19 protein-coding genes are annotated in these 23343 nt (G+C 65.6%); 8 read left to right on the top strand and 11 right to left on the bottom strand.

Going from position 1 to position 23343, the window contains the following annotated elements:
• The first annotated feature begins 275 nt into the window (after positions 1–275).
• Positions 276–761 (top strand): pyridoxamine 5'-phosphate oxidase family protein, encoded by a 486-nt coding sequence (locus tag KF823_04420; protein ID MBX3725142.1) that lies wholly within the window; start codon positions 276–278, stop codon positions 759–761.
• Between the two features lie 579 nt (positions 762–1340).
• On the top strand, positions 1341–2108 hold the full coding sequence (locus tag KF823_04415; GenBank protein ID MBX3725141.1) for a glutaredoxin: 768 nt from the start codon (positions 1341–1343) through the stop codon (positions 2106–2108).
• Positions 2109–2217: 109 nt separating this feature from the next.
• Here KF823_04415 and KF823_04410 read toward each other — a convergent pair whose 3' ends face one another.
• From KF823_04410 to KF823_04400, 3 genes are all read right to left on the bottom strand, one after another.
• The gene (locus KF823_04410) at positions 2218–2457 is read right to left on the bottom strand and encodes an excalibur calcium-binding domain-containing protein (protein ID MBX3725140.1); all 240 of its coding nucleotides are present in this window, start codon (positions 2455–2457) and stop codon (positions 2218–2220) included.
• A gap of 279 nt (positions 2458–2736) precedes the next feature.
• Positions 2737–4056 (bottom strand): DUF1566 domain-containing protein, encoded by a 1320-nt coding sequence (locus tag KF823_04405; protein MBX3725139.1) that lies wholly within the window; start codon positions 4054–4056, stop codon positions 2737–2739.
• Between the two features lie 314 nt (positions 4057–4370).
• A complete protein-coding gene (locus KF823_04400) occupies positions 4371–4865 on the bottom strand; it encodes a hypothetical protein (protein MBX3725138.1) in 495 nt (164 codons plus the stop codon).
• Positions 4866–5694: 829 nt separating this feature from the next.
• Here KF823_04400 and KF823_04395 point away from each other — a divergent pair.
• The 4 genes from KF823_04395 (at position 5695) to KF823_04380 (ending at position 10408) form a co-directional block, all read left to right on the top strand.
• Entirely contained in the window at positions 5695–7041 is a 1347-nt protein-coding gene (locus KF823_04395; GenBank protein ID MBX3725137.1) for a GTP-binding protein, read from the top strand.
• A gap of 62 nt (positions 7042–7103) precedes the next feature.
• Entirely contained in the window at positions 7104–8825 is a 1722-nt protein-coding gene (locus tag KF823_04390) for a M28 family peptidase (protein MBX3725136.1), read from the top strand.
• Positions 8826–9064: 239 nt separating this feature from the next.
• Entirely contained in the window at positions 9065–10141 is a 1077-nt protein-coding gene (locus tag KF823_04385; protein ID MBX3725135.1) for a c-type cytochrome, read from the top strand.
• Positions 10142–10144: 3 nt separating this feature from the next.
• Positions 10145–10408: a hypothetical protein gene (locus tag KF823_04380; GenBank protein MBX3725134.1), complete on the top strand. Its 264-nt coding sequence runs from the start codon at positions 10145–10147 to the stop codon at positions 10406–10408.
• 280 nt (positions 10409–10688) lie between these two features.
• Here the strand turns inward: KF823_04380 and KF823_04375 are convergent, their stop codons facing one another.
• On the bottom strand, positions 10689–11951 hold the full coding sequence (locus KF823_04375) for a hypothetical protein (protein MBX3725133.1): 1263 nt from the start codon (positions 11949–11951) through the stop codon (positions 10689–10691).
• Between the two features lie 482 nt (positions 11952–12433).
• Between KF823_04375 and KF823_04370 the strand changes: the two genes are divergently transcribed.
• Positions 12434–12859: a winged helix-turn-helix transcriptional regulator gene (locus tag KF823_04370; protein ID MBX3725132.1), complete on the top strand. Its 426-nt coding sequence runs from the start codon at positions 12434–12436 to the stop codon at positions 12857–12859.
• A gap of 1118 nt (positions 12860–13977) precedes the next feature.
• Here KF823_04370 and KF823_04365 read toward each other — a convergent pair.
• From KF823_04365 to KF823_04355, 3 genes are all read right to left on the bottom strand, one after another.
• Positions 13978–14922 carry a LysR family transcriptional regulator gene (locus KF823_04365; protein ID MBX3725131.1) on the bottom strand — a complete coding sequence of 315 codons (945 nt, stop codon included), beginning with the start codon at positions 14920–14922 and terminating at the stop codon, positions 13978–13980.
• 1112 nt (positions 14923–16034) lie between these two features.
• Entirely contained in the window at positions 16035–16184 is a 150-nt protein-coding gene (locus tag KF823_04360; GenBank protein ID MBX3725130.1) for a type II toxin-antitoxin system HicA family toxin, read from the bottom strand.
• Positions 16174–16383, bottom strand: coding sequence for a type II toxin-antitoxin system HicB family antitoxin (locus tag KF823_04355; GenBank protein ID MBX3725129.1), 210 nt, complete (start codon positions 16381–16383; stop codon positions 16174–16176). Before KF823_04355 ends, KF823_04360 begins: the two co-directional genes overlap by 11 nt.
• Before the next feature lie 397 nt (positions 16384–16780).
• On the opposite strand from KF823_04355, the gene KF823_04350 reads away from it, so the two are divergent.
• Positions 16781–18394 carry a hypothetical protein gene (locus KF823_04350; protein MBX3725128.1) on the top strand — a complete coding sequence of 538 codons (1614 nt, stop codon included), beginning with the start codon at positions 16781–16783 and terminating at the stop codon, positions 18392–18394.
• Positions 18395–18529: 135 nt separating this feature from the next.
• On the opposite strand, the gene KF823_04345 is transcribed toward KF823_04350, so the two are convergent.
• From KF823_04345 to KF823_04330, 4 genes are all read right to left on the bottom strand, one after another.
• Positions 18530–19279: a TatD family hydrolase gene (locus KF823_04345; GenBank protein MBX3725127.1), complete on the bottom strand. Its 750-nt coding sequence runs from the start codon at positions 19277–19279 to the stop codon at positions 18530–18532.
• A complete protein-coding gene (locus KF823_04340) occupies positions 19276–20553 on the bottom strand; it encodes a hypothetical protein (protein MBX3725126.1) in 1278 nt (425 codons plus the stop codon). Before KF823_04340 ends, KF823_04345 begins: the two co-directional genes overlap by 4 nt.
• Entirely contained in the window at positions 20550–20840 is a 291-nt protein-coding gene (locus tag KF823_04335; protein ID MBX3725125.1) for a hypothetical protein, read from the bottom strand. The genes KF823_04340 and KF823_04335 overlap by 4 nt, the downstream gene beginning before the upstream one ends.
• A 554-nt stretch (positions 20841–21394) precedes the next feature.
• Positions 21395–23242, bottom strand: coding sequence for an ATPase (locus KF823_04330; GenBank protein ID MBX3725124.1), 1848 nt, complete (start codon positions 23240–23242; stop codon positions 21395–21397).
• Positions 23243–23343: the final 101 nt, after the last annotated feature.

Raw genomic sequence — 23343 nt, 5'->3', positions numbered from 1 at the left:
GCTACACCCCGCCCACGACCTGCTGTCGGTCCGGAGACGATCCTGGCGATGTCCTGTGCCGCTGCCCCGGCCGGCAGGGCGGATCGCGCAGCCTGCACGCGCCGCCGTGCATCGCGCAGGCGGCCGCGCCTGCGCCTGCGCGCCGCCCCATCGCCGCATCAGGCTGGCAGGGCTTGATGCGGCCGGCCTGCGGGCGTCGCGGCCGCGGTGCCTGACCGATGGCACGGCCATTGCGAAGCCTGAGGTTCCCATCGAGCCCAGCACGGAGACCCGCGATGCCGACCCCCCAGGAACTCGAAGCCGCCCTCTGGAAGGGCATCGACAGCGACCGCACGGTGATGCTCGGCCTCGTCGAAGGCGACGACCCGATGCGCCCGATGACCGCCCTGCGCGACGGCGACGACCGCACGCTGTGGATCTTCACCGCCGCCGACACCACCCTGGTGCAGCAGCTCGGCCAGTTCCCCGCGTCCGCGCGGATGTGCTTCACCGGCAAGGGCCACGACCTGTTCGCCTGCATCGAGGGCAGCCTCAAGGTCGACACCGATCCGGTGATGGTCGATCGCCTGTGGAACCGCTTCGTCGCCACCTGGTACGAAGGCGGCAAGACCGACCCCAAGCTGCGCCTGCTGCGCTTCGCGCCCGACCACGCGCACATCTGGGAGAACGACTCCAGCCTGCTGGCCGGCGTCAAGCTGCTGCTCGGCGTCGATCCCAAGGCGGCCTACCGCGACAAGAAGGCCGAGGTCGACCTGCCCTGAGCGGTAGCCGGACTTACAGGCGTTTCTGCTGCGCAGTGTCGGCGCTGCACCGGACATGGACCGAGGCCCGCCAGGCATACCGCTGCGTAGCGCCGGCCCTCTCCCCCAGCCCCTCTCCCGCGCCGCGGGAGAGGGGAGCTGATCCCGCTCCGATTCCCGCTTCGCTACCGACTTCCGTCTCCCAAGCCTCGATCTCGAGTCCAAGGCCCAAGTCCCTGGTCCCTGGCCCCTGGTCCCTGGTCCCTGGTCCCTGGTCCCTGGCCCCTGGTCCCGATTCCCGATTCCCGATTCCCGATTCCCGATTCCCGATTCCCGATTCCCGATTCCCGATTCCCGAGTCCCGAGTCCCGAGTCCCATCTCGGATTTTCCTCAGCCACAGATCGAGCCAAGGAGATGCCGGAACGACGGCCTCAATCGTGCCGGGACACCGCACTTCTCCCCTCCCCCGCCTGCGGGGGAGGGGCGGGGGAGAGGGCCAGGGCTGGCCGGAAATCCTCATCCCGTGCAGGCCGTTGCCCGAGCCGCCCTGCCGGCGCACAGTGGCCCCGAAGGATCCCGCAATACAGCGAGGCACCACCATGCCCGAAGCCACCCCCAGGCACGCCACCGTCTACCGCATGGTCACCCCGGAGCACACCTGCCCTTGGGGCCTGAAGGTGGTCGACGCCCTCAAGCGCGCCGGCTACGAGGTCGACGACCGTCACCTGGAATCCCGCGAACAGACCGACGCTTTCAAGGCACGGCACGGCGTCGACACCACACCCCAGGTGTTCATCAACGGCCGGCGCATCGGCGGCCACGACGACACCCTGCGCTTCCTGGGCAAGCCGCCGCCCGACAAGGACGGGGCCACCTACGCCCCCGTCATCGCCCTGTTCGCGATGGCCGCGTCGCTGGCCGCGGCACTGAGCTGGGCCGCCTACGGCACGGTCGCCACCGTCGCCGCGGCCGAGTGGTTCATCGCCCTGGCCATGTGCCTGCTGGCCCTGCAGAAGCTGCGCGACATCGAAGCCTTCGCCACCATGTTCCTGGGCTACGACCTGCTCGCGCAGCGCTGGGTGCGCTACGCCTATCTCTACCCCTTCGGCGAGGCCACCGCCGGCGTGCTGATGGCCGCCGGCGCCCTGATGTGGCTGTCCATTCCCATCGCCCTGCTGATCGGCACGGTGGGCGCGGTGTCGGTGTTCAAGGCGGTCTACATCGACCGCCGCGAACTGAAGTGCGCCTGCGTCGGCGGCGACAGCAAGGTGCCCCTGGGCTTCGTGTCCCTCACCGAGAACCTGATGATGATCGGGATGGCAGTGTGGATGCTGGTCAAGCCGGCGGGTGTCGGCCTGGGGCACTGACGGGCATTCGCTGCGGAATCGCTCTGCCCATCGTGAGGATTGTCGAGTGGCAGGGGCCGGAGTCCCCGCCCCGCCGGTCGGCCCGCCGCGCGCTGCGGGCTTCAGCAGCTCAACCGCACCACTGCCGCTCGCACGGAACCCCGTCGCCGTCGCCATCCATCTGCGTCCCCAGGCAGTTGCGCAGGAAGTAGGTCGCCTCCGCGCAAGACCGCATCTGGGAACAGTGGGTGCGGCCATCGCAGCGGAATTCCCCGGCGGCGGGGATGGCCACGGGTGCAGCCCTGCGGACCGGATCGGCCCCGAGCGACGCCCCGATGCGCACGCTACCCTGCAGGGACATTTTCTCCATCGAGCCAATCGTGTCAGGGACAAATGCTCGAGTTGATCACCCGTTGAGGGAACGCAGCCGTGCAGAACGGCGCATTCGACAGCGATCGCGGACGACCCGATGCGGGAGAATGTCTCTGACACCCTTTCCGATGAACTGTCCAGGCTGGCCCGCAGCGGCAGCCGACCATGCCAGCCCCCGGCCGTCCATCTCACGCTCGGCATCCTTCAGCTTGTCGATGCTCCGTCGGTTCCTGCGCCCTGAAGCAGCGCAAAGCTGCCCGATCCGGCCCGAACGCCGCTACTCGAAACCGTTGGCGAACAGCCTGTCGCCGGGATTGAGACGATCAACGCCGGCCGGCGGATGGCCGCCGCGGACCAGTCGGAGAGCCACGGTAAACCCCGTCGCAAAGGGTCCTCCAAGGCCGACGCGGACCACGCCGCCAGCTTGCGGTTCCACTCGGAAGAAACTTGTGCCACCGACGGCTTGGGTGGTCTGGGTTGCAGAAATCATGTCGTAACGCGCATGAAGAAAACCACCCAAGTTGGGAAACACGGTGGTGTTCATGACTTGGCCCGGAAAATTAACATTCGGATTGGTGGGCAAAGTGAGGTCCAGCACGGAATCCAGTTCCTTGATGTTCGGAATCCGCCAGTCGTTGTAGCCGCGGTGCTTGGCTGCGTTGAGGGCGCTCACAGCCTGCAGCAGGGGCACCACACTTGTTGGGAGCTCACTTTGGCTAGTCAGCGGCACGAAGTCGCACAGGCCCGGTCCCGGCGACCCGGGCGGGCTGACAAGGCAGCGATCCCACATCAGCCCGGTGGCGTTGTCGGTCGCGGTCCCGTCTGGATGGATGGTGAAACTGGGTGAGGTCGGCGTCATGGCGCCGTGGACGAGGCAACCGTGAATACCAAACCACCCCTCTTTGTCGCGGCGAGAAACAACGCCATTCCCGAGCGAGACCGAATAGGCCTCGGTTTCCGGAACCTCCGGAGGCACTACCGCAGGCTCGGCTCCCCAGCAGTCGGTCGTACCCTGCATCCCCGGGAAGCGCGCGATATCGATGGCCAAGCCCGATGCACGATCAAAGTCGAGCAAGCCCAGCACTTCCCGCCGGGACGGAGCGCGCCAGCCGGTACTGAGCCCGCAGCGGGACGCGGCATTGTGGCCCGGCGCTGCGTAGCTGGCGGAGGTGGCAACGTGCCAGTCCACCCACTCGGGTGTGCGCAGGCTCCACACCAGGCCGGTGACGTTGTCGAGGGTGCAGGCCCAGTCGGTGGCAGGGTCAGCGCTGGGGCTGTTGCCGAGGTTGGCGACAAGGCCGAGATGACAGTCGGGGCCATCGATGACCGTGCCGTCCCACAGCACACAGGAAAAGTCGAAGCCCGCCGCACCGCTGCCGAGCTTGGGCAGCTGACCGAGCAGCTGCGCCGCATCGCGCCCGTAGCGCGCGTCCTGATGCGGCAGGATGCCGCTGTCCCCCACGTTGGCCGCACTGCAGGGGATGACCGACTGGTCCAGTGCGTAGCAGCGCGTCTGCCCGGTGTCATTGAGATGCACGGTCTGGGCATGGGCCAGCCCGCACAGGGCCAGCAGCAGACAAGCGGCGGTACGGACCATGGCGAGAACCTCACTCCTCCGTTGGAGTGTGGACTATAGCCCGCGTGTTGCACAAACCTCACGCCTTGCCTTGGAAATCGAAAGGGGTCGGGAAAGGGGTGCAAAAAGGTGTCAGGGACATTTTCTCGAGTTGGTCGCCAGCTGATGGAACACAGCGGTGCGGGACTGCTTGGACGACAGCGATCGCGGACTACCCGACGCGCGAAATGCCCCTGACACCATTTCCCCTGCGATGCGCCAGCGTTCAAGCTGGGCGGAGCGACCGCCGGCTCGATGGCCTCGCTACCCGGCAGACCTGGCCACAGCACCGATCCTCAGCTCGCGCGCGCCGGCACGCACTGCACGGGACCCTTCCAGGTCCTGGGCTTGCGCAGCACGACCTCGCAGATCCGGGCGCTCTCCTCGGCGGTGACGCCCCAGGTGATCATTCGCATCTCGCGCTCGGCGGGATCGCCCCGGCCCATGCTGAGGTAGGTGACGTGGCTGGGTTCGTTGCGGAAGAAGCGCTGGTAGCGCGGCTCCAGCTCGCGCTTGCAGGTCGAGGTGGTGATCCGCGCCCGCGGTCCGATCTCCGCGAGCACCTTGCCCAGCAGGGTGCTGTTGGCCCGCTCGCACTCGGTCTCGTTGGCGGTCGCCACGAACCAGACCTGCTCGATCTCGCGCGACTCGATCTGGGCGTTCAGGCGCACCTCGGCATACACCGGCGCGTTGATCTGCGCGGGGCTGGCGGCCTCAAGGCGCTTTTCCTCGTACTTCTGCCAGCCGAACCAGGCAGCCGCGACGACGAGCAGGAAGAGGATGAACTTCACGTGGGATCTCCGGCGGGGCAAGGGGCCCTGTCCGGACCGGACAGGGCGGGGTGAAAAGGGCGTGAAGGATAGCCGAAAGCCCGTGTCTGGAAACTAGGGTCAGAGAGCACTTGGGCGTCATCGTCTGAAGAAGAAGCTGACCCCCGGCTTTCGCCGTTCAGGGCCGCGGGCCCGTTCCGCGTAGCGGAAAGGCAGGCCCGGGCGATCCGGGCACCCGTTGCAGGCCCAGGACGCGCGGCCTGTCTCCCGGCGGCCGTCCTGTTCGCCCTGGCCCGCTTCCGGCATTGGTGTCGTACGGCGAGTAACCGCCGTCGGAAAAGGCGGACAGGGTGTCAGGGACCATTTCTCCGGTTGATCGCCCGTTGACCGAACACAGCCGTGCAGAACGAACGGCTCGGACGAAAGCGCTCGCGGACTACCCGATGCGCGAAATGTCCCTGACACCATTTCGCCGACACCATTTCGCCCAAGGCGAGTTACCGGCCGTCGGAAGAGGTGTCCGGAAAAGGTGTCCGAAAAAAGGTGTCAGGGACAATTTCCCCGGTTGATCGCCCGTTGACCGAACACAGCCGTGCAGAACGAACGGCTCGGACGAAAGCGATCGCGGACTACCCGACGCGCGAAATGTCCCTGACACCATTTCCCCCTGACACCATTTCCCCGCTGCAGTGAGTCGCATGACCTGGGCTGCCGGGTGCCTGCCAAAGCACTCGGAGGCCGTCTCTGGTCAGTCACCTGGACGTTACGATATAACATACCCATCGCACGTCAGCCCCAGGCGCCCACGCCTGCCGTGCCCATCCCCTTCCGCGCCCCGTCCACTGCCCCCATGAACCCTTCGCGTACCGACAACCGCCTGCCCGTCACCGTGCTCTCCGGCTTCCTAGGCGCCGGCAAGACCACGCTGCTCAACCATGTGCTGCGCAACCGCGAAGGCAAGCGGGTGGCGGTGATCGTCAACGACATGAGCGAGATCAACGTCGATACCGCCCTGGTGCGCGAGGGCGGCGCCGAGCTGTCGCGCACGGAAGAACAACTGGTCGAGTTCAGCAACGGCTGCATCTGCTGCACGCTGCGCGAAGACCTGCGACGGGAAGTACGGCGGCTGGCCGAGGAGCAGCGCTTCGACTACCTGCTGATCGAGTCCACCGGCATCTCCGAACCGATGCCGGTGGCTGCCACCTTTTCGGTCCGCGACGAGGACGGATTCGCGTTGTCCGACGTCGCCCGCCTGGACACCATGGTGACCGTGGTCGACGCCGAGACCTTCGTCCGGGACTTCTGCTCGGCCGAGCGGCTGCGCGACCGCGGCCAGGCGTCGGGGCCGGACGATGAGCGCGGCCTGGTGAACCTGCTTGCCGATCAGGTCGAGTTCGCCGACGTGATCGTGCTCAGCAAGATCGACCGGACCAGCCCTGCGGCACTGACCCAGATCCGTGCCGTCCTGCGTGGCCTCAACCGCGACGCCCGGATCGTCGAGGCCACGCACGGTGTGTTGCCGCTGGAAGAGATCGTGGACACCGGCCGGTTCGATTTCATCGCCGCCCAGCTGGCGCCGGGCTGGATGAAGGAGTTGCGCGGCGAACACACGCCGGAAACCGAAACCTACGGCATCGCCAGCTTCGCGTATCGGGCGCGCCGACCGTTCCATCCGCAGCGCTTCCATGCACTGCTCGATGGCGGCCTGGACGGCGTCATCCGCAGCAAGGGCTTTTTCTGGCTGGCCTCGCGCATGGACTGGGTCGGCGAACTGTCGACCGTCGGCGGTTCGGTGCTGCACCAGGCGGCCGGCTTCTGGTTCGCCGCTCGGCATCGCGTCGATGCAGACCTGGTCGGCGCGCCCTTGCAACCCGCTTCGCCGTTCCCACGCCCGCCCTACAGCGCCGATGGCTGGCGACTGGCCCGGGCGGCCCAGTGGACCGCGCCGATTCCCCTGGCCCAGGACCTTTCCGACCCGGACGAGCACGCCGCGCTCAGCCGCCACTGGAACCCCCTGTGGGGGGACCGGCGCCAGGAACTGGCGGTGATCGGCCTCGGCCTGGACGAGGCTGCGATGCGCGCGCGCCTGGACGCCTGCCTGCTCGACGACGCCGAACTCGCCGAGGGTCCAGTCGCCTGGCAGGCCTATGCCGACCCGTTCCCGCCCTGGCGCCGCCAGCAGCGCGACGCCGCCTGAGCCCGGGCACCGACCGCCTCTCCCGCCGCCGAAGACCACCACCACCCGACCGGAGCAAGTCGATGTCAGCCCACAAGCCCACCGCCTTGTCGCTTGCCCTGCTGCCCTGGCTGCTGGTCGCATGCGGCCCGCCCGCCTCGCAGCAGGTCGTAGCGCCAACGGCGGATGTCGTCGCCGCACCGGCCCCGCCGATGCCTGCTGCCGATTCCCCGACGCCCTCCGGTTTCACCCGCGACGAACTGGCCCGGCACATCCGCATCCTGGCCAGTGACGATTTCGGCGGTCGCCAGCCTGGCAGCGAGGGCGAAGCCCGCACCGTCGGCTACCTCACCCAGGCCTTCAAGGACATCGGCCTGGTAGCCGGCAACGGCGAGTCCTGGACGCAATCGGTGCCTTATGTGCAGATCACCCCGGCCGGCGCGCCGACGCTGCGCATCCATGGCGCCGATGGCAGTCTTGCGCCGGCGGTTCCGGCCGACTTCGTGGTCGGTTCGCGCACCGGCCTGGAAACGGTGTCGATCACCGATGCCGCCCTGGTATTCGCCGGCTACGGCGTCACCGCCCCCGAGCAGCAGTGGGACGACTACGCCGGCTGGGATGCCACCGACAAGGCGGTCGTCGTCCTGGTCAACGACCCCGGCTTTGGCAGCGGCCGGACCGACCGCTTCAAGGGCACCGAGATGACCTACTACGGCCGCTGGACCTACAAGTACGAGGAGTGCGCCCGCCGTGGCGCGGCGGCCTGCCTGATCGTGCACGAGGACGAGGCCGCCAGCTATGGCTGGAACGTCGTGGAGACCAGCTTCGGCGCCCGGGCCCAGTTCGTCCTGGATCACGGCGATGCCGGCGGTCTCCCTTCGGTGCCGGTGGTGGGCTGGCTCACGACCGCGGCCGCGCGCGACCTGTTCGCCCGCGCCGGCCAGGATTTCGACACGCTCAAGGCGGCCGCGCATGCGCCGGGGTTCCGGGCCGTTCCCCTGGGCGACCTGAAGCTCGACGCCACCGTGAACAGCGCGATCGAACGCGGCCGCTCGGACAATGTCCTGGCGGCGCTGCCAGGCAACAGCCGACCGGACGAGTGGGTGGTGGTGACCGGCCACTGGGACCACCTGGGCACCGCGCAGCGCGCCGATGGCGGCACCGACATCTACAACGGCGCAATCGACAACGCCAGCGGCCTGGCAGTCATGATCGAGATCGCCGGCGCACTCCATGCCGAGGGCGGCGCCGCCCGCTCCGTGCTGTTCCTGGCCGTGACGCTGGAGGAGTCCGGGCTGCTGGGCTCGCGCCACTACGCCGCCAACCCCGTGCTGCCGCTGCGGCAGACGGTCGCCAACGTCAATATCGACGGGCTGCTGCCGATCGCCGCCACCGGCAACGTGTTCATCATCGGCTACGGGCAATCCGAGCTGGACGATATCGTGCGCGAACAGGCGCAGGCCCTGGGCCGGACCGTGGCGCCGAACCCGCGCCTGGCCGCCGGCCTGTTCTACCGGTCCGACCAGTTCGCCTTCGCCCAGGTCGGCGTCCCGGGCCTGTTCATGGGTCCCGGCGACCAGCCCCTGGAAGGCGATCCGACCACGGCAGCGCAAGCGCGCGATGCCCTGGCCGCGCGCTATCACACGCCCGACGACACCTTCAGCGACGACTGGGCTTTCGGGGCGCTGCTGCAGGATGTCGAACTGCATCACCGTGTGATCCGCGCGCTTGCCGACGGCCACATGTGGCCGCAATGGGGCCAGGACAGCGAATTCCGTGCCGTCGGCGAAACCCGGCGGCACTGATCGTGTCGCGGCCGGCCCGAACCGCCTGCGACGCAGGCGCGAGTGGCAGACTGTTGAGGAACAGCCTGCTGGCGGCGTGCATGGATGGCCGCTCGGCGCAGGCGCAACCTGCCCATCCGCGGCCGGATCGGATTCGAGAGAATGGCGGACGCGCGCCCGGCCACGGAACGCCTGCACCACAGCCAGGCCCGACCCAGCGTGCGGCACCTGCCGATGACGGAAGATGGAGGAAACAGCCCGTGAACACGTTCCCCCCACTCGCCTGGATCGTTTCACTGGGCCTTGCCGCGCTCGCGCTCACCAGCGGGCGGGCTTCAGCCTCCCTGCCGGAGCCGCTGGACGCCGAGGAGCGGGCAACGGCCGCGGCGGACTACCAGCGCTACTGCGCCCTGTGCCACGGCGACGACCGTCAGGGCTATGCAGCCGACAACGCGCCCTCGCTGCGCTCGCACGCGCTGATCGCCAGCGGCGGACCGGGGTATCTGTACGCAGCCACGCACTACGGGCGTCCCGGCACCGCCATGGCGGCCTATGGCCAGGCGTTCGGCGGACCCATGGACCCGGCGACAATCTTCAAGCTCGCCCGATGGCTGGTCGAACAGAGCGGCGTCGACGAACTCCTGGCGCTTCCCCGGGAACCCGTCAAGGGCGACATCGCCGCCGGCGCAGCGCTGTATGCAAGCCATTGCGCGAGCTGCCACGGCGACCGCGGCGAGGGCAAGGAGGCGCCCGCCCTGGCCCATCCGATGTTCCTGGCCTCGGCGTCCGACGCCTTCATCCGCCATGCCATCGCCGAGGGCCGCGACGGGACGCCCATGACCGGCTACCGCGACAGCCTGGACGAAATGCAGATCAACGCGCTCACCGCCTTCCTGCGCAGCCGGGCCCCGGGCTGGGATGCGCCCAATGTCGCCCTGCGTGCGCCGCCGGAACCCGACGCGTACGTGCTCAACCCCACCGGCGAGAATCCGGACTTCGCGCTTCGGGAGGGCCGGTTCGTAGCGGCCGAAGCGGTCGAGCGGGCGCTGCGGGAAGGGCGGCGGATGGTCCTTCTCGACGCCCGTGCGATGTCGGACTGGCAGCGCGCCCACATTCCCGGCGCGGTGCCCATGCCCTACTACACCGAGCCCGAACGCATCATCGCCGACCTTCCTGGCGACGGCACCTGGATCATCGTCTATTGCGCCTGCCCGCACGCCGCTTCCGGCCGGGTGGTTGACGCGCTGCGGGCGAACGATGTCCCGAACACCGCGATCATCGACGAAGGGATAATCGTGTGGACGCAGCGCGGGTACCCGATCCAGGCCGGGTGGTAGCGGATGCGCGGCGGACCCAGGGCTGCGCCGCCGGCCCGGGTCGGCACCGAAACCGACGATGCCGGCCGCAAGCATCGGATGCGCCCAGCCGCCAGTTGGCCAACCCTGGTGCTGACCCTGCTCGTCCCGGCGATGGTCGATGCCGGTGCGACCCGGTCGAGGGTCGATCCGGTGGTTACCGGGCCCCGGCGCCTGCGCCACCTGGCAACCGATGCCTGCGACGGACGCGCGCCATCGCGTCTCTCCTTGGGCCTGGCCCTGGGTTAGCTGCGTCAGGCCGATCCTGTCGAGGGTGAAGCAGCGATGGCGGGCGCCGAAGGTCGCCTGCTGCGCGGTCCGGACGCCCTCTGCGTGCTCGCGCGCATGCTCGACGCCGTGCCGGGCCGGATCGTCGCCCGGGAGATGCACCGGGGCGCAAGCATCGATGGCGACGATCCGTTGCGCTTCGTCATCGATCCCGATGGTCGCGGGCGTGAGGGCTACCCGTTCGAGGCGCCTACCCGGCCGGTCCGCCGGCGACCGTGGGGCATGACGGCGCCTGCGGTGCCTACAGGGTTTCCAGCGAATCGAAGAAGAGGGCGTCGTCGGGCACCTCGGCGGCGCCGATGTCGCAGCGCACGATGCCGTTGTGGCCCTGCGGCCGGCTGATGCCGAGCTGGTCGACGTCCAGGCAACCGCCCACCTGCATCACGGAACCGGCGCTCAGGGCCGGGCTGTCCGAGCGCGGCCAGTGCAGGTGGGTCACCGTGGTGCCGCCGCTGCGCCGCTTAAGGGGCGTCAGCAGCGGCGCGACACCCTGCAGGCTGGCGTTGGCGAACACCGCGCAACTGCTGTCGGAGAACAGGTTGTACTCGCCGGCGAAGGCGCCGTTGGGCGCGCTCACGGCGCATTGCGGATTGCCGTTGCGGGCGATCAGGCTGTTGTTGGTGGTCACCGCCGGCGTCGCGCCGACCACCTCCAGGCCACGCAGGGTGTTCCCGGCGATGGTGCTGTTGAAGATGCGGGTGAAACCGGAGTTGTTGACCGCCACGCCGACGCCGATGTTGCTGCTGACGGTGGTGTTCTCCAGCGTCAACCGCCCTGGCATGCCATCGAAAGCCGAGGTCGCAATGGCGGCCCGGGACAGCGCATTGCCGGCATTGCCGAAGACGGCGCTGCGGCGCACGGTCAGCACGTTGAAATTGAGGATGGCCGTGCCGCCGGCGTCGCCGGTGACCTCGTTGTCGAACAGCTCGCTGGTCGAGATCACGGTGTCGGGCCCTTCGTTGTAGAAGGCGCCGCCCGGCCCGGTGGACTGGTTGTCGTACAGCCGCATCTGGCTCAGGGTGGTGGTGCCGGCGCCGGCACGGACCCGAACCGCGCCGCCGCGGTTCTCGCCACCCGACGAGGCGATGCCCCCGGTGATGTCGAAGCCCGACAGCAGCACCTCGCCGGCATGGATGTCGAAGCCGCGATCCAGGCCGTTGACGTCGAGCACGGGTCGCTGCTCGCAGTTCAGGCACCACACGATCAGCGACTTGGTGATGTCCAGGTCGCCGTTGACCGCGGTGTTGTCGACCCCGGCGCGGCTCAGCGTGTAGGTGCGCCCGGACTGCAGGTTGATGATGTGGCTACCGGCCAGCGCATTGGCCTCCATGATCGCCGCCCGCAGGGTGCAGGTGCTGGCGGGCAGCATGTCCGAGCGGCACAGGCCATCGCCGGGGTTGTTGTCCGGCGCATCGACGGAACTGTTGGCGGTGAACGTGGCGGCGAGAGCCTGCGGCGCCAGCACCAGCAGGCCGAGCAGGATGGACAGACGCGAGTGGCGCATGGCGTTGGCTTCCAGGGGACAGGATCGGCTGGCGCAGTGCGCCGTCGCCCATGGGTACGGAAGCGGGGTCGGCCAGGGATCACGTCGCCGGGCGAGCGCCGCAGGCCCGGGACGCGCGGCCTGTCTCCCGGCGGGTGTCCTGTTCGCCCTGGCCCGTTTCCGGCATTCGTGTCGTAAGGCCTGTAACCGGTTGGCGCTGGCGCGGTAGTCCGCAGCGCCGACCTGGCACTTTCCTGTCCGATCAAATCCGGCGCCACGGCATGGACCTGCCCTGCCCGCCCGCGCCTTTGCTTGGACCCGCTCCGGCAGCCGCGCCTCATCGTCCGCAGCCGGAAACCGGGGTGCGGAAGGTGGGGTCAGAGTGCACCTGCGCGTCATCGTCTGAAAAGAATCGACTCCGACCCCGGTTTTCGCTTGCCGCCAACCCTGGGGTCGGTATATAAGGGCTTATGGATATCGATCGGCCTGGACTCGGCACACGGTTGCGCCGCCTGCTGCTGTTGCTCGACGGCGACGTCCAGCAGATCTACGACGACGCCGGAGAGAACTTCAGGCCGCGGTTCTATCCCTTCCTGATCGAGCTCGCACACGGCAAGGCCCTGTGCATCGGCGACCTGGCTGCGATCGCCCAGGTCTCCCAACCCGCGGCCACCCAGACCATCCGGGAAATGGCCACGGCCGGGTGGGTGAAGGTCAGGACTGGCACTGACCGGCGTTCGCGTGAGGTTGAGATCAGTGCCGCGGGGCGGGCCCTGGTCGGACGCATTGCACCGACCTGGCGGGCCGTCGCCGAAGCAGCGGCCGCACTCGACCGGGAGCTGCCCGTGTCCCTGTATCAGGCGGTCGATGCCGCCTGCGCAGCGCTGGAACGAAAGCCCTTCCGTGCACGTATCGAGGAACAACGATGATCCGTCCGCTGCTGCCGATGTGCGTATGTCTCCTGTTCGCCGGCAACCTGCACGCGCAGACACTGCATCCGGAGGACCAGGCCCAGATCCTTCGCAACGCCGCGGTCCTTCTCGAACAGCGCTACGTCGATCCCGAACTGGGTCGACGGCTGGCACGGGCCTTGCCCCGGGCATCTCAGGCCTGGCGCGCCATAGGCGATCCACACGCCTATGCGGCCAAGGTGACCGAGTGGTTGCGTGAACAGTCCGGCGACGGCCACCTGGGCCTGAGCTACAGCGAGACGCCGATCGCCGAGGACGGGGGCGAAACCGACTTCGGCGGCAGCGAGATGGAGCGCTGGTATGGCGCGGGCGTCAACCACGGCGTGCAACGGATCGAGCGCCTGGACGGGAACATCATGCTGCTCGAGTTGAGCGTGTTTCCGCCCACGGACATGGGCGGCGACGTGATCGCAGCCGCCATGAACGTCGTCGCGCAGGGCGATGCGCTGATCCTCGACCTGCGCCGCAACGGCGGAGGCGGCGACGCCGCAAACCTGGTGACGGGCTACCTGCTGGACGAGCCCAACCAGCCGCTGAGCGGAACCTACGACCGACCCACCCAGACGTTGCGCGCCAACACCTCGCCCGTCTGGGTGCCTGGACGCCGCTTTGGCGGCACCAAGCCCCTGTTCGTCCTGACCTCCCGCCGCACGTTCTCCGCAGCGGAAGCCGTTGCCTACAACCTGCAGGCGCTGGGCCGGGCGGTGATCGTCGGCGAAACGACCGGCGGCGGCGCCCATCCATACGAGTTCCGCCGCGTACATGCCCACTTCGCCCTCGACCTGCCGGAAGGCCGCTCGATCAACCCGATCACGCAGGGCAACTGGCAAGGGGTGGGCGTCCAGCCCGACGTCGAAGTCCCGGCCGATCGAGCACTAGACCGCGCGCTCGAACTCGCCCGGGGCGCCCTCGGCGAAGGCAAAGGCAACCCGGAAGATCGAGACGCCTCTGCGGCCAGATGGCTTGATTGGTTGGACGTGGGCTGCGTGCCTGGCACCCTGTTGTCGTCGCTCAGCTCTGAGGAAATCCGGGATAACTGCGCACTGCATGCCTCCGCGCCTGAGGAAAATCCCCTCTCACCCACGTTCTCCACCTATGCTCAGCCAGCGCTGGTCGATTGCCGCCCCGTTCTGCTTGAACCAGCCGCGCAGGAAGTTGATCAGAGTCCGGACCTTCGGAGACTCCACGCGAGTGTTCGGCCAGGTGAGATAGATACCTGCACGAGGCAGGTTCCACTCCGATAGCACCTGCACAAGGGAACCCTGCTTCAGGTCACTTCCCACAGAGAAGTCCGTTGCGATGGAAATACCCAGACCGCAACGGGCAAACCCGAGCATGCACTCAACCGTATTGACGCTGAAGCGCGCAAGCACGCGCACCCTGTGAGTTTCGCCCACCAAGTTGGAGAAGTTCCAAACAAGCGGTTGTCGCAACACACTCAGAGCTATGAAATCGCGCCCTGCGAGATCACCTGGATGCCTGGGTGGCCCCCACTTTGCCAGATATGAGGGTGCTGCGACGACGGTCAGGCCGAAATCGCCCACCTTGATTGCGCGAAGTGTTGAATCCCGTGGCCAGCCCAGGCGTATGCCTAGGTCCAGCCCTTGCTCGACCAGGTCAAGTGGCTTGCTGTCAGCAATCAGCTCGATACGCAATTGCGAATGCAGTGAAGAGAACTCAGCCAAGGCACGACACAGGACGATGTTTGCATAGTCGGACGGGGCGGTGACCCGAAGGTTGCCCGAAAGCCCTGAACTCCCCATCGATCCAATCGCTGTTTCCAGATCGCGCAACAGCGGCATGCACACATCGTTGAGTCTGGCGGCCGCCTCGGTCGGAACAACGTGGCGGGTAGTGCGCGTGAACAGAGGATGGCCTAACTCAGCTTCCAACTTTGCGATTTGCTGACTGACGGCGCTCTTTCCAACGCGCAGTCGCCGTGCGGCGAGAGTGAACCCTCCGGTACTCATGACGGTTAGGAAGACTCTCAGACGATCCAGCGAGACGTCGGGCAGTTCCATGCCGGCATTGTCCACCATCTGTGAACTCGTTGTCCTCTTTCTAACGCCCAAATGAGCACCAAGGCTGCCTAGTATGGGTACAAGCCGCCTCGCACAGCGCAGCAGGGTTGGCTGTGGCGGCAGCGATACGCACCCTGTGTAGATTGGATTGCAGCAACATCGACCTATATCGGAGATGACATGAAGAGCATGCACTGCGCCCCACGTTACTCTTTTTCCCGCAATGTCGGCGCTGCGGCGACGATCAGGGCTGCCGCAGCTTGTGTGCTTGGCACTTTCGTGCCCACCCTCGATGCTATGGCATCGTGTAGCAATAGACCCGGAACTCCAAACCAACTGGTTGCTCAGGCTCTTTCCGATACACACATCGAACTTAGCTGGAGAAATACAACGGGTAAGGGCATGAATCGCTCTGGATCGATCGGCTGGGGAGACCAGCCTCACACGATGTACTTCGATATTTCTGTTCGAGACGCGAACGGCAACGCAATAGGACGCGACATCACGGGAGGCACCAGGCGAGAAGGTTTGGTTTACGGGCTTCGTTCTCGTCGCGCTTTCAAGAACTTGGCACCCAATTCACGCTATTGCTTCGCAATGCGAGCCCGAACCGGTAGCGGGACCCAAGGCTGCGTTTCGCAAGTGCAATCCAACTGGGCGTGCACGAGGACATTGCTGCCAGGGCAGACTGCACGCTCAACATTTCAGCCAGGCCAGCCCCCGATCCCGTCGCGTCCGCCAAGTTCCCCCGCTCCGGGTGCTTGCAATGTGGTCGCGTACACTCGCGTCACGGGGTGCCGCAATCTTGATGGAAGCCCGTCGCAATACTTCTCACCAATAACGCTTGAACCGCAGTGCGGGGGGAGCCGTGAAGAGGCCGAGTCCAGGGCAAAGAGCCAATTGAATACTTGTTTCGGAAACGCGCCAGGATGCTGCACGACTGAAACCACTTTTCGGCAGCGCTGAGCGAAGACTCACTTCTAGCCTTCAGAAAATCCAAGGACAATGGCTGGGATAGGCTCGATATTCCGCACCTCATGCCGATTGCAGAACACATGGAAAAACGGGGCCAGAATACCTTTTGCACAACACCATTCAAAAGAAGCAGACTCTTAACCGAGATCTTGAAGCGGCACGACGCGGCCAGTTGATCCGCTGCGCAGAATGACGTGGCTGCCACTCTGCCTGAGCCTAGCGAATCCCAGGTTCTGCAGTGCCCTTGCCAGCTCCTCCCCCGAAACGACGGGAAGCTCAGGCGGCACGTGCCGCCACCTCGAAGGTGGTCAGGATCGGCTTGCCAAAAGACTTGGCTGGAAATTCCTCAAGGTAGAGCTCGGTCGCCTCCGTGAGGTTGGCCAAGGCCGCCTCGACCGAATCGCCCTGCGAGGTGGTGCCGGTTTCCGGATTGATTGCGATGTAGCCGCCTTCCTCGGCTGGAACGATCACGGCGGTGAGTTGCATGACGTGCACTCCTGGCTGCCTGGCAAGTCTAGCCCGGGGCGGCCCTGCGAAGAACAAGGACGTCCCGCCCTGCCCTGCGCTGGCCGGTCCATGGTCGGCAACCTGAATACGCTCGGCGCCCGCATCCGCGAGCGCTGACCCGTGGCCGAGAGGCGGCGCAACACCCAACCCCCTGTCGGGTCCGGCACTGCTCCCGCGTAAACGAACAGCAGGCCCGGGCGATCCGGGCGCCCGTTGCAGGCCCAGGACGCGCGGCCTGTCTCCCGGCGGGTGTCCTGTTCGCCCTGGCCCGTTTCCGGCATTCGTGTCGTAAGGCCTGTAACCGGCCGGCGCTGGCGCGGTAGTCGACCAGCGCCCACCTGTCACTTTCCTGCCCGATCCGCTTCGGAGCCCCGCCATGGACCTGCCCCGCCCCGCTCACGTCCTCACACGCGCCGGCGCCAATCGCCGCGCGCCGTCAGCCGCAGCCTGGCCGCTGGCGCCGGCCCTGGCGCTGGCACTCGCCCTGCCCTGGCATTCGCCCGCCGCCGCGGCCGACGCCGTGGTCGGGCCGGCCAACTGCAACGAGGCCGGCTTCGTGGCGGCGCTGGGCCAGGTGCAGAGCACCGGCGGCGGCACGATCACCTTCAACTGTGGCGCGGCGCCGGTGACCATTGAGTTCAGTGCCTACCGGCAGATCTCCTCGTCGGTGACGATCGACGGCGCCGACCGCATCGTCTTCGATGGCGGAAACACCCAGGGCTTCTTCCAGGTGTTCAACGGCGCCAGCCTGGACCTGCGCCGGCTGACCCTGCGCCGCGGCACCGCCAACGGCGCGCATCCGCTGGAGAACTTCGGGCAGTTGCGGCTGACCGCCGTCACCGCCGAGGACAACCTGGCCAGCGTGGTGCTGAACTACGGCACCGCGACCATCACCCGCGGCCGCTTCATCGGCAACCGCGCGCCGGCGCGCGGCGCGGCCATCGACAACGACGGCGGCAGCCTGCTGGTGCTGGACAGCGACTTCCAGGACAACGTGGTCAACGCCGGCAACTTCCCCGGCACCGGCGGCGCCGTCCACAGCAACGGCACCGCGGCCGGCCAGGCGTCGATCCGCCACAGCCGCTTCCAGGGCAACCGCGCCTTCGACGGCGGCGCCGTGTACATCGGCGGCGGCAGCACCGGCGTGCGCCTGGAGCACTGCGAGTTCACCGGCAACCTGGCCGGCTACGGCGGCGCCATCGAGAGCCGCGGCATCGCCACCACGGTGGCGCGCGGACGCTTCCAGGGCAACCAGGCGCAGGTCGGCGACGGCGGCGCGATCTGGTCGCTGGAGGGCACGCTGTTCGTGCAGTCCAGCCAGTTCACCGCCAATACCGCGGCCACCACCGGCGGCGCGATCAGCGCCTACGGCAACGTCGTCAACGTCTACAACAGCGCCTTCACCGGCAACCAGTCCGGCAGCCACGGCGGCGCCCTGTACAGCCTGGCCTCGATGCTGACCGGCAACAGCACTTTCCACGCCAACACCGCCAGCGGCCCGGCCAGCGGCGGCGGCGCCATCGCCCAGGCCGGCACGCCGTCCGGCTTCGTGTTCTATTCCACCCTGAGCGGCAACAGCGCCGGCTACGGCGCCGGCATCGCCAGCGAGGGCGCCGGCAGCTCCAGCGTCCAGGTGTTCGGCTCCCTGCTGGCCGGCAACCCCGGCGGCAACTGTGCCGGCGTGCTGTCCTCCACCGGCTGGAACCTGAGCGACGACACCAACTGCGGCGGCGCCTTCACCGCCACCGGCGACGCCAACGCCATCGCCCTGCCCCTGCAGCCCTACGGCGACTACGGCGGCCCCACCCCGACCCGCCCGCCGCCGGCCGGCAGCCCGGCCATCAACCGCATCCCGGTCGCCAACTGCACCCTGGCCCTGTTCCCCGACGACCAGCGCGGCGGCCTGCGTCCAGCCGGCGGCAACTGCGACAGCGGGGCGGTGGAGGTGGGGGCGGTGATCGATGGGGTGTTTGCGGATGGGTTTGATTGAAGCAGTGGGCGCAGCCCGGACATGCACATCCAGGCTGCCCGCAGCACACCGTAAGCCCTTTCGCTAGGCATCACCCAGCACTTTACACTCATCTCCACAAGAGAATAGCGCTCCCTCAATCAATCCTTGCGACCGTCACCCATTCCGCCCGTAGAATAAAACTGATCCTAACCGCTTAAGGTTTAACAGGAGTTGTTTGTCCACCTCAGCGCAAGGCACTTTCCATAACGCGCTTAGGGCGTGTACAGCAAGCGAAGTTTCCCACGGAAAGATCGAGCGACCTTTCATCTTCGAAAATGGTCCATCTGATTCGGTTAGCACCCGCTCCCGGGGCATGCGCTCAACTAGAGCTCGCCCCTTCGAGCTTGCGAGCATAGCTGGGCCCACACTAAACCAACACCCCTGCTCTACAGCTCTGTCGACCTCCTTTTTAGTGCCGCTAAACCAATGAAGGATTGGTATTCCCGCCCGCGGATGGTCGGCCAACCGCCTCAGGACTTCCTTACTCGCCCGGCGGCTATGTAATGAGAGGACCTTGCCACCGGCGTTGGCGCACGCCATAAGGATCCGCTCGAAAACCTCCACTTGGTCTGCCCAATGGCACTTGAACTCGGGCGCCCCATCTAAGCCTATTTCGCCCACGTAGCTCGTTTGTGCTACGAGCTGTTCAAATAGCTCAAGCTCTGACTTGCGTTGATGTGCCACTTGGGGATGAAGACCTAGTGCGGTTTTTATCCGGCTTTTCCCCAACGCCAGTGTCGATGTGCCTTTCCAGGCGGAAGGCGTAGTCGTGACCGAAAGGACATAGAGCCCACGCTCCAAACAGGCTGTAGCGACAGCATGCGGATCGGGGTACAGGTCCAGGTGACAGTGGAAATCAATCACGTCACACCAAGTTCCGCATGCAAACTTTCGAGCTCGGCCAACCCGCGCTCCACGAGCTCTCGGCGCTGTGCCCGGTCGCCCATCCGCTGGTAGGACAAGGAGGAAGACAGCCAGGCATCGATCCCATCTATCTTTACTTCAGCGATGGCCATCGCGATGGATCTAACGTCATCGAACTTCGCGTGATCAACGTCCTTCTTGCCTAGGTTCTTGTAAACGTAGCGCGTGTCGTCCACATGTTCCCAAGCGTTGATGGCCGCCCGGCGAACCTGACAGGGCACGCAACGCCCACAGTGTGTGTAACGGAATACTCGGTAGCGCCCGCAGCTGACTGACGAGAGGGCCAGCTCTTCGAGCAACGCTTGGTCCTTACATTCGTTCAGCATCTGCCCCTTGGTCTTGTTCTCGTACGGGTTATCGAGCCGAATTCTCAGCCCTGCGCTGCCCAGAAGGTCGCGCAGCCTGCTCAAGAACTCAGGATGGGCCGTGCGCGTGCTCAAGCTGCCTAACCGCATATGGGTGAGAGCTGGATTGAGCGCTATGAAGCCATTTTCGCAGACGAACACAGGCACTTCCTCGCCTGCCTGGTAACGTTCGAGCGTGGTCGCCGCCACGACGGCAAATGCTAGGAAGATGATGGATCGAGCGCGCTGCGAGCTTTCCTTGCCCCACGGCGGAGTGGCGTTGTGACTGAGTGCCAGGTGGTTGAGTCCTCCGCCGATGCGTTCAGCGAACATGCTCTGGTTGTCCGCGTCGCCTCTGACTACGTTGCTCACAACCAAGGGCGAGTAGCCCTCTTCCACCAAGTCGATCGCACCAACCAAGCTGTCCAGTCCACCGGAGAGCAATACCACACAGTCTTCCTTGGGCCGCACCAGCTTCGATGGCGCCTTCGGCTTATGCCCTCCTCCGACAAAATTGAGCCGCCAACGATCCGTGGAAAGAAAGCCCATCATCGCTTCGATGGCATCGGATTGCGTAGACCAGAAAACCGGGTCTGAAACGGCAACGACCAGCTCAATCTGGCGAGTCCATCCATCGGCGCTGTCTTTACGCGTCACTGAGACATCCGCCGTCACCACGGCCAACGCCAGGGAGAGAAAGTCCCAAGCTCGCTGATCGGGCAATAGTCCAGCGCGGTAGATTTTCCGCTGGACCGCTTCTCCCGCACTCCCCTGCCGCTTGTCAGCACGGTTACGTTGGCCATAGAGCAGAACCTCTAAGTCTTGCCCGGGCGGAGCCGGACAACCCTTCGGTGCGCAGAAAATCTTCATGAAACATACTCCTCGAACACCGCAAATGTCTCTCGCAGGGCCGCTCTCACCACTTGGGTGACCTTGTCGGAGTTGAGGCGACGTCCCGCCTGCTTCAACGTTCGAAAAGAAGCCGCAACCGTTTGCTTGATGTAACTGCGGATCTCCTTCAGCCTTCCCAAACCCATAGTGGTGGTGGGCGCTTTCTCGATGATGACTTGGCCAGTGTCGAGCTCGAACCGACGAACGACATCGTTTGCGGCAAATCGCTCAATCGCGAACTCCCGCTGTTCGTCCGTTAGCTGCAGCAGATTGGCGTTCTCGTAGCGCGCCAAGAGCTCGGACAAGGCGTCTCGAATCGCTGCCCGGGATGCTTCAGCATCTTGGGTGCCATCCACTGGTCGCACGGCCTCGACGACCGCGTCCATGATCTCGTCGGCATTGCGGCCAACCAGCAACGCGCGATCCAACAACGCAGTTGGATCGGGGGTTGTTCCTCCGGCCAAGCCGCTGAGGGCTGCGGAGAGGGTTCCAGCAGTTGTGGCCGTGCTGCCCATCCGACGAGATGCCATGCGGGAGCCACCATACCCACTGCGCACATACCCTTTTAGCGCTCTACGCATTGCCCTGCTGTCGCCCGTATGGGCGTAGTCCCCCAGATTCCTGCGGGTAGTCGTCCACCTACCCCGTGGCGCTATCGGCGTGGGACCAGGAGCAAGTGCGTCACCCGGATGCCCGTCTTTTCCGTCCTGCCCGCCTTGACCGTCTTCGCCATCTTGGCCGCCTGCCGCCGCACCATCCGCCCACGGTGGAATCATCGGAACGCCAGGCCCTGGTCCTTTGCTGCTCTGAGAGGTGCCCATCAGCTCCTCCTTTGCTGGATTGCTTTCTTCGCCGGCCCAGTGACGCCTTGCTTCAACCAGTGATCGAAAAGGCTGTCCACCCACGGTTGGCTCATTATCTTCGGCACGATACTTGGCTGTATTTGCGCCACCGGCCGTTCACGTAAGAAGGAGGCCAATCGAAGACCTTGGGCAGGATCGTGCTCCCCGACAACCAAGCAAGCCTCCAAGATATCGGGAACACCCCACTGCTGCTCCTGCCGCGCCCGATCCAGAAGGCGATCCATTATGACGGCCAGCTCGGAACGGCTGATGGCAGAGAAGCGCGGCTTCAATGCGTCCGCCATTTCTGGATTCTCCAGCAATGCTGTCAACACATCTGCCGCATCCGACGACAGCCTGTCCTCGGGCGTGATCAGTGGCGCGTGCTCCCGCCCAACATAAAGCGCACCGCGAAGATCCTCTTTCGCCAACGCAGGTGGCAACCTCAACCACTCTTGCACGAAGGATCCTTGCCAGGGTGCGGACAACTCGACGGGAGCGCCGCCGATTGCCTTTTCTTCCCATTCCGCAAGCAGGATCGGGTAACCCCTCTCATGTGCGCTCACCGAGGCAATCAACTCGGCGTAAGCGTTGGGGTCGCCCAGGCGTTCAAAAAGCAGCAACTTGGCGAGAACGGCTTCATCAACGCCCACGCCTTGGGCTTTCGATATAGTCATGCGGATCGAAAGTGCATTGAGGAACCGCTTGATGAGGCGCGGGTTGCCTGAAATATGCGATGCGGCGACCATCAGGGGCGCCAGCCGATCGGCGGTATCCAACTGGCCTAACAAGCTAGAAGGCAGATCCAGATCCAAGGACTGTATGAAAGCACGATCCACGCGTTTTCCCTGCCAACTCTGGCGAAGGCGCTCGCCGACCCTCTGATGAACTGTGTCCTTAACTGGCGCCTCAAGTTCGCTGTTATCAACGAACAACATCATCATGTAAGCCCGAACTTCCTGCGTTCCAAGCGCGGGCACACGAATGGGCACCTGTATCAGCTTGTCAAAATAGTTGGTGACCAGTGCGTCATCATCGAGCCCCTCAAAGTGCTTTCGAACTGCGTGCTTGATCATCGCATCATCGGCAGCGATCACAAACGCGGTGTGCTTCAAGAACAGAAAGAGCCGGATGGCCTCAAGGGTCGAGATAGTGGTGGGGGGCAAACAACGGTCTAAGTCATCGATCAATACGACCAGAGTGACACCAAGCTCTTCCAGGGCATCTTCAAAACTGTGGCGAAGCGCTTGAATTTCCTTTGGGGGAGAGTCGTCGGGCTTTGGCCCCAGCAAGGCGCCTGCTTCGTCTGCTGCTGCTTTGACTTGCTCCTTGCCTTGCTCGAACTCTTGCTGGCTCACTCCATCAGTAATTCCCTTGCCCGTGCGCCAGAGCCCTCCAAGAAGTCCGGTTGGGACTAGCCCCAGCGAGAGCGCAATCACATCACCTGCGACCAGCTTTGCAGCACGAAACCATTTTATTCGCCCAATGAACTCTCGGACCTTACTCTGGCCCTTCCCCCGCTTGCTGGCTTCTTCTTGCAACTTTTCGGCTATAACATCCATCAATGCCGCACGCGCGTCGTCATAGCCTTGATAGAGCCAAGCGTTGAACTCAACAAACACAAAATCCCGATCGCCATCCTGTTTCGCGCGGCCCGCCAGCGAAGTCCGAGTCAACTTAATTAGTGAGGACTTGCCCCTCCCCCATTGGCCCGATACCCCAATTGATATAGGTCGCCCCCGGGCCTGTGCAATGATCTCGGCGATGGTGTCGGCAACACCGGAAAAGTTAAGAAAATCGCGCTCAGTCTCGTTATCTGTCCACATCGAACCCTTTCCTTATGCATGCCTTCAGCCAATCGAAAGCACCGAAATCGATTGCCCAAAATTTGAACTGCTGTGATGGAAACCCAGTTCGCCAAAGCGGA

The organism is Lysobacterales bacterium (assembly GCA_019634735.1).
Classification (GTDB): domain Bacteria; phylum Pseudomonadota; class Gammaproteobacteria; order Xanthomonadales; family UBA2363; genus Pseudofulvimonas.
The sequence above is the reverse complement of the archived record's forward strand: the minus strand, read 5'-3'. Positions and strand labels throughout refer to the sequence as shown.

Coding starts and splice junctions, on each gene's coding strand:
- KF823_04375 (MBX3725133.1), bottom strand. CDS start 11,951: ATGCGCCACTCGCGTCTGTCCATCCTGCTCGGCCTGCTGGTGCTGGCG.
- KF823_04355 (MBX3725129.1), bottom strand. CDS start 16,383: ATGCAACTCACCGCCGTGATCGTTCCAGCCGAGGAAGGCGGCTACATC.
- KF823_04395 (MBX3725137.1), top strand. CDS start 5,695: ATGAACCCTTCGCGTACCGACAACCGCCTGCCCGTCACCGTGCTCTCC.
- KF823_04340 (MBX3725126.1), bottom strand. CDS start 20,553: ATGAAGATTTTCTGCGCACCGAAGGGTTGTCCGGCTCCGCCCGGGCAA.
- KF823_04380 (MBX3725134.1), top strand. CDS start 10,145: ATGCGCGGCGGACCCAGGGCTGCGCCGCCGGCCCGGGTCGGCACCGAA.
- KF823_04350 (MBX3725128.1), top strand. CDS start 16,781: ATGGACCTGCCCCGCCCCGCTCACGTCCTCACACGCGCCGGCGCCAAT.
- KF823_04365 (MBX3725131.1), bottom strand. CDS start 14,922: ATGGAACTGCCCGACGTCTCGCTGGATCGTCTGAGAGTCTTCCTAACC.
- KF823_04405 (MBX3725139.1), bottom strand. CDS start 4,056: ATGGTCCGTACCGCCGCTTGTCTGCTGCTGGCCCTGTGCGGGCTGGCC.
- KF823_04420 (MBX3725142.1), top strand. CDS start 276: ATGCCGACCCCCCAGGAACTCGAAGCCGCCCTCTGGAAGGGCATCGAC.
- KF823_04330 (MBX3725124.1), bottom strand. CDS start 23,242: ATGTGGACAGATAACGAGACTGAGCGCGATTTTCTTAACTTTTCCGGT.
- KF823_04410 (MBX3725140.1), bottom strand. CDS start 2,457: ATGGAGAAAATGTCCCTGCAGGGTAGCGTGCGCATCGGGGCGTCGCTC.
- KF823_04415 (MBX3725141.1), top strand. CDS start 1,341: ATGCCCGAAGCCACCCCCAGGCACGCCACCGTCTACCGCATGGTCACC.
- KF823_04390 (MBX3725136.1), top strand. CDS start 7,104: ATGTCAGCCCACAAGCCCACCGCCTTGTCGCTTGCCCTGCTGCCCTGG.